The organism is Acidiplasma cupricumulans, from assembly GCF_001402935.1.
Classification (GTDB): domain Archaea; phylum Thermoplasmatota; class Thermoplasmata; order Thermoplasmatales; family Thermoplasmataceae; genus Acidiplasma; species Acidiplasma aeolicum.
Genome location: NZ_LKBH01000191.1, coordinates 1 through 6,697, shown reverse-complemented (window position 1 = coordinate 6,697; position 6,697 = coordinate 1). Strand labels below are relative to the sequence as shown.

Genomic DNA, 6,697 nt, shown 5'->3' with positions numbered 1-6,697 from the left:
AAATTTTTATTAAAATTACTATTATAAAGTCAATATATTATATAAAAAATATTAGGTGATATTTAAGTATTTATATAATTACCGGATAATTATTAAATAATATGATGTAATAATAAAATGTATGTATGGCGATGATACTGATGTTTACTCTGTGATAGATAATGCAAGAGTCGGAAAATTTCAGAGGAGACTTGCAGTTACCGCAGCACTTGGCCCATTTACGGACGCGTTTAATGAGTTTGGGTCATCAGTGGCACTTATAGCTGTTGGTATATTATTTCATCTTCCTCCGTACCTTGTTGCATTTGCAACCGGTGCATACTGGGTTGGCGTTGCAGGTGGGGCCATCCTTGAGGGAATAGTTAGTGATAGAATAGGCAGAAAATCATTATTCTTATACGACACACTTGGAATGGCCCTGTTCGCAATATTAAGTGCAGTTTCAACAGATTACCTGTTCTTTTTTATAACAAGACTTGGTCTGGGAATATTCATCGGCGTTGATTATGCTGCTGCCGTTCCCTTATTATCTGAATATGCTCCTGCAAAAAGGCGTGGTAAACTCTTATCAACAGAAAAATTATTTTTTATGTTTGGTACGCTTGCAACTGTTTTAATAGGTCTTGTATTAACAATAGACGTTGGATCCCTGCTTGCATGGAGATATGATTTTCTAATAGCCGCAGTGCCCGCGTTAATATTATTTGGCCTTAGGTTTGATATGCCCGCATCATTAAGGTGGGCAAAGGAAAATGGAAGAACAGATTTAATACCAAAAATAACAGAAAAATTAAAAAAGGAGGGCATAATGATAGACCCTGATAAAATAAATGTGAAGAGGCCAAAGGGGATTAAGGGAAACATAAAAGAATTCTTTAACAGAAAAAATTTAAGGGCAATAATATACATTTTTTGGATAGGTGCGGCGTATGCATTAACAGTCAATCTGGCATCTGTTTATTCATCAGCCGAGTTAAAGAATCTTGGTGCATCATCAACCATGGCCGTTTTGGGCACCTTTATAATCGATTTAATAGGTACTGTGGGAGTTGCCATAACATCATTAATCGTTGACAGGCTTGGAAGGAGAAAAATGGGTACATACGGATTCATTCTTGGGGCAGTGCCAATGGGTATACTGCTCATTGCAGACACATTCCATGTACTATCCATACCGCTGCTTATTGCCATGTTTGGAATATTCTTCTTTATTAACGTGGGATTTGTTGGGACACTTCAGTATCTGCCTGCCGCGGAGATTTCAACAACACGTTCAAGAGGTCTTTCTGTTGGTTGGGAAAAACTTTTTGAATTTGGCCTAGCACTCCCGATGCTTACATTATATGCAATAATGGGACTTTATTATTCATTAGTTTATGACACAGTAATGTCCATAATCGCTGGCATTATCTTTTATGCTGTTTCAATTGAAACAAAAAGAAAAACACTGGAAGAGAATGCAATGACGGCGCTTTCGGGATCATATAATAAAGGTGTAAATGAAAGCAGGTCAGAGAAATCAGAAAATAACTAAATTTTATCATCATACCAATATTTAAATATAATTTTATTATATTTTAAAAATGGATTCTATTTCCGGATTTTTGGATAAAATCAACTCCAATATAATTCTAAGGGATTATGAAATTCCAGACCCTGGCGAAGATGAGGTTACGGTAATGCAGCATTACACCGGTGTCTGTTTCAGGGATATTTTAACACAGCAGGGTTTTTTTCCAAGGGTATCATTGCCCATAATTCCCGGCCATGAAATTGGCGGCACTGTCGTTGCAACAGGAAAAAATGTTACAGAATTCAAAAAAGGTGACAGGGTTGCATCGCTTATTTACGTACCGTGTGGAAAATGCAGTTACTGTCTTTCCGGAAATGAAAATCTGTGCCCTAATAAAAAGAGTTTTGGTGAGACATTAAATGGTGGGTATTCAAAATATGTAAATGTCAATAAAAATTCTCTTGTTAAAATAGAAGAAGATGTTCCAGATGAGGCAATACCAATAGCAGCATGTGTGACAGGCATGATCGTTCATGCAATTAAAAAGGTTGGCAAAATAGAGAAGGGCAATTATGTCCTAATAACAGGTGCTGGTGGCGGTGTTGGATCAAACGCAATACAGATCGTGAGGGCCCTTGGTGGAATACCAATAGCAGAGACAAGTTCAAAATGGAAGGATGAGGAACTTTATAAACTGGGTGCAGAATATGTTGTACATGCAGATGATGATTATAATAAGGACATAAAGAAAATTACAGGTGATGGTGTTGATATAGCACTTGAGGATGTGGGGATTGCAACGTTTAATAAAACCCTCAGAAGCCTTAAAACAGGTGGCCGCATGGTTGTTATAGGAAATCTTAAGCCCGATCCTGTTAGCCTTCCTCTTGGACTGATAATTCTTAAGGGTAACAGTATTAAGGGTAGCATATCATCAACAAGAGAGGACCTTAAAACAGCACTTGAATTAAATGCAAGGGGCCTAAAACCAATTATAGGAAAAAAAATACGGATTGACGGGATAAATCAGGCATATGAGGATATGTTAAACAAAAAAATTTTTGGTAGGGTTCTTATTGATTTTAGCTAATTTTAAATAACATAATTGAAAAATAAAAATAATAAATATTAAATGTCTTTATGATGCGAAATTTTCACGCTTAATATTATGTTATTTATGTACATCTAATAATTTACGGGATTTGTATGGATTTAATTAAAAGTGAAACACACCATAACAAAAACCTTTTTTAAAAGTTAGGTATTAAGATACGATAATAAAATGTATATTGTCCCCTCTTCAACAGCCTACAATGTATCCAGAAGGCTTGCAAATATTTTATCATGCAGTGTTTCTGGCGTTATCAGGAAAAGATTCCCGGATAATGAAATGTATTTAAGAATTGAGGAAGATCTAAAGGATGAGGATGTTATTTTAATCGGAAATACAAGAAGCGATTCTGATATAATAGAATACCTTCTGTTACTGAATGCAATACGTGAGGAAGGTCCAAAGAGCCTGACTGCAGTCATACCTTATTTTGGATATGCAAGGCAGCATATGAGGTACAATAATGGTGAACCCATTTCATCTAAGGTATTTGCACAGGCGGTCAGCCAGTATGCAGACATGATAATTTCAGTGGAATTGCACGATAATCAAACAATAAATTATGCCTCAGTGCCATTCATTAATTTAAAAATAATAGACCCAATATATGAATATTTTAAATCAAAAAAGATAGATTATGTTATATCTCCTGATGATGGTGGATACGACCGTGCCAAAATTATAGCATCCAAATTGAAAGTTCCGGCATATTACATAGATAAGAAAAGAATAGATGCAACAACGGTTAAAATGGAACCGCCCGATTTAGATTATTCAGATAAAAATATACTTCTTCTTGATGATATGATATCAACAGGTGGAACCATTATAAAGGCAACACAGATGATGCGTGATAGGAGGGCTGCGAAAATATATGCCTGTGCAATACACGGGGTTTTTGCAATGGAGAGCAATATTAAGATTGAAAAGTATGTAAATGAACTTACGGTTACAGATACAATAGAAACAAAATATAGTAATATTACTGTTTCAGACACAATAGCAAGGGCGCTTCAAGGAAAAATAAAAATATAATATATGAAGAAGGGAATAAGGATCCTTGGCATAGACGATGGCCCATTTAAAAAGAATGTAGATAAGGAAACAATACTAACCGGCGTGCTTATAAAGCCGGATGGCTATATAGAAGGAATCTTATTAAGAACAATTGCGGTTGACGGTACAGATGTAAATGAAAAAATTTTATCAATGGTTAATGGGCGATTTTTAAGGGAGATTAATATAATAATGACAAACGGAATTACATTTGGCGGTTTTAATGTAATGGATATTGAAAAAATAAATAATAATACAGGCATACCTGTTATATCAATAATAAGAAAAAAACCTGACATTGATTCAATAAAATCCGCCCTGGAAAAGCATTTTATTGATCATGATTACCGCTTTAATATAATAAATAAAAATTTACCTGTGCTGGTAACAGTTAACGGAAGAAATCTTTATATAAACCATGCAGGAATTGATTACGATAGCGCAGTGCTGGTAATTAAAAAAACACTTAAAATGGGTAACATACCGGAACCTGTAAGGATGGCACATTTAATAGCAACTGCAATTAAAACAGGAGAGAGCCATGGCCGGCCATAAAACAAATGTTTTTATAATACAATTTATTCAAATCCTATGATAAAAATTGCCGGACTTGGTATTTCAGGTCTCTATATATACACAAGACTTAAAAATTCAGGATTTGATGTTTCAGCATTCGAATTAAAGAAGCCTGACCATTACATACCATGTGGCTTTGCCACAAATATTAACATTATAAAAAAATATGCTGATAATATTAATATTGATTTTGATAAATATGTAATGTCCTATGCAAAGGATATAACATTTTCCGGCAATAATTTTGCTGGCAGGCATCTTGCTTCAAAAGGACTTGTAACCTTTGATAAAAATAAATTTGAAAATGATATTATCAAAAGCATAAATTATGAAAAATCCATAATTAAAACAGAAAATAGAGATAATATAATTATAGACGCAACTGGTATTTCAAGGTACTACATCAAACAAACAACCGGGGATGATAAGTATTATACAATTGAATACCTAACAGAAAATTCAGATTTTAAGGACTTTTATTTTTATTTTCTCCCCCAGGGCCGCGGATATTTTTGGAGCTTTCCACTGGGAAATGGAAGATATCATGTGGGTGTTGGGTCAAAAAACATGCAGGATTTATCCATGATTAATAAATACAAAAGAATCAGGATTACCGGCAGGAATATAAGGATGAAACCATTATTTTCTGCCATTTCAAATGATAATATTATAGGCATTGGAGAGGCCATTGGAACAGTATCACCGTTAACTGGAGAGGGGATTATACCCTCATTGAAATCAGCAGAGATACTATTTCAGGCTTTTAAAAAATATAATGACCTGGAATCATTAAAAGATGAATATGAAAGGAATATAAAAAAAGAGTTTTATTATTATAATATATTATACAGATTTGTTAAGAATGTTCAGGAAAACAGAATAATTAATTATAATACATTAAAGGCAATAAAATATATTAAAAAAAATATTCTGGAATTTGGAATAGATTTTAATATCCATTCCTTTTTGTCCCATTTCATCTGACTGGCTGATCCTCTGCTATTTTTATGCTTTTCATTTCCTTTATTTCATTTGATGATTCCTCAAGGGACCCCTTTGTTTCAGGTATGAATACAAATGTGACCACTGCAGCAATTATTGCAAGGGCTGAGAGATAATAGAATGCAACCGATTCTCCAAATGCGGCAAATACAGCAGGGAATACAAATGATGCCAAAGATGCACCTGTTCTTCCGGATGCAACTGTATATGACTGTATTTGTGATCTTATTTTTGTGGGCGCCAGCTCAACACCGTACATTCCGGAGGCGGTGATTGATCCGGGCCCTGCCTGATTTGAGAAATGCATGCCGAGGCCATATGCAAGCATTCCTGCTATTGGAAATGCTGCAACTATCCCAACTGATTTTAAGCCGTCAAATAACAGAAGGAAGGCGCCCATTCCAATAAATCCAAGTATCTGAAGGAGCTTTCTGCCCTTTCTGTCTATTAATGATAGCATTACAATGCCACCGACCAGTGTAAAGACCTCCATTAGGTATGTCCATGCATCTGGTGATAATCCAAGCTTAGAAGCTATTAATGTGGGTCCGAACAGAATTCCGGCATATGCTATCTGGTCATAGAAGAACCATAGAAGCATGGCGGCAACATATTCCCTTCTGTATTTATGGAAGTAATACCTGAAGCCATGCTCATCCTTTATGTTTCCCTCTATTTTTATTTGCCTGTTCGCAACATATTTTACCTCATCCTCAAAGCTCTTCTTGTCTCCTGCTATTCTGGCTATAAATCTTGGTGTTTCAGGCATTTTTCTTCTAAGGTATACCACAGCAAGTGCAGGCACCGCACCAAGTGCCAGTACAATTCTCCAGAGAATAGCATCAGAAACCCCAAGGATTGGCCCAGAAATCATATATGCAAAGGCTGCAAGAAGTGCACCAAATCCCCACATCATGCCAAAGCCGAATCCTATTGTCTTTCCCCTATCTTTGGCATTTGCATGCTCTCCCATGATCATTGGAGACATGACATAATCAGCACCAACGCCTATGCCAAGTATTAACCTTATTATTATTAGTGCATATACATTAATGGCAAAGATCTGCAGGAATGCAAATATACCAAGTATAAGCACATCAACTCCATAGAACTTTTTTCTACCACGTCTTGCAAGCTCACCAAAAATTAATGCACCAACCGCTGCTCCAATAAGCGCTGATCCGGCTATGAGGCTGGTATAAAGAACGTATCCAGGTGTGCTTTTTGTAATTCCGTATGATGAAAGCACTATGGCCAGAACTATACCAACCGATGAAAGGTCGTATCCATCGGTAAAAACCCCAATACCTGTTGTTAGAATGGATTTTACATGAAACCATCCAAACTTTTTCTTATCAAAGTCTTCAAATATATCAGACATTTTTTCTCAAAATATAAAATGCTGGTTAAGATATATATTTTATGCATATAATCTATAT

The 6,697-nt window shown here is 35.5% G+C and carries 6 protein-coding genes; 5 read left to right on the top strand and 1 reads right to left on the bottom strand.

Features of this window, described 5'->3' with window-relative positions; translation table 11 throughout:
* Positions 1–121: 121 nt before the first annotated feature.
* The 5 genes from AOG55_RS05620 to AOG55_RS05600 all read left to right on the top strand — a co-directional run bounded on the left by AOG55_RS05620 (position 122) and on the right by AOG55_RS05600 (position 5,240).
* Positions 122–1,534: an MFS transporter gene (locus tag AOG55_RS05620; RefSeq protein ID WP_055032623.1), complete on the top strand. Its 1,413-nt coding sequence runs from the start codon at positions 122–124 to the stop codon at positions 1,532–1,534.
* Between the two features lie 49 nt (positions 1,535–1,583).
* Complete coding sequence (locus AOG55_RS05615; RefSeq protein ID WP_048102088.1) at positions 1,584–2,603, top strand: alcohol dehydrogenase catalytic domain-containing protein; 1,020 nt, start codon at positions 1,584–1,586, stop codon at positions 2,601–2,603.
* A gap of 192 nt (positions 2,604–2,795) precedes the next feature.
* On the top strand, positions 2,796–3,659 hold the full coding sequence (locus tag AOG55_RS05610; protein ID WP_048102089.1) for a ribose-phosphate diphosphokinase: 864 nt from the start codon (positions 2,796–2,798) through the stop codon (positions 3,657–3,659).
* 3 nt (positions 3,660–3,662) lie between these two features.
* On the top strand, positions 3,663–4,235 hold the full coding sequence (locus AOG55_RS05605) for an endonuclease dU (RefSeq protein WP_054964481.1): 573 nt from the start codon (positions 3,663–3,665) through the stop codon (positions 4,233–4,235).
* 36 nt (positions 4,236–4,271) lie between these two features.
* Positions 4,272–5,240, top strand: a complete 969-nt coding sequence (locus AOG55_RS05600; protein ID WP_048102091.1) for an NAD(P)/FAD-dependent oxidoreductase — start codon at positions 4,272–4,274, stop codon at positions 5,238–5,240.
* Here the strand turns inward: AOG55_RS05600 and AOG55_RS05595 are convergent.
* Positions 5,233–6,639, bottom strand: coding sequence for an MFS transporter (locus tag AOG55_RS05595; RefSeq protein WP_048102092.1), 1,407 nt, complete (start codon positions 6,637–6,639; stop codon positions 5,233–5,235). The genes AOG55_RS05600 and AOG55_RS05595 overlap by 8 nt on opposite strands.
* Positions 6,640–6,697: the final 58 nt, after the last annotated feature.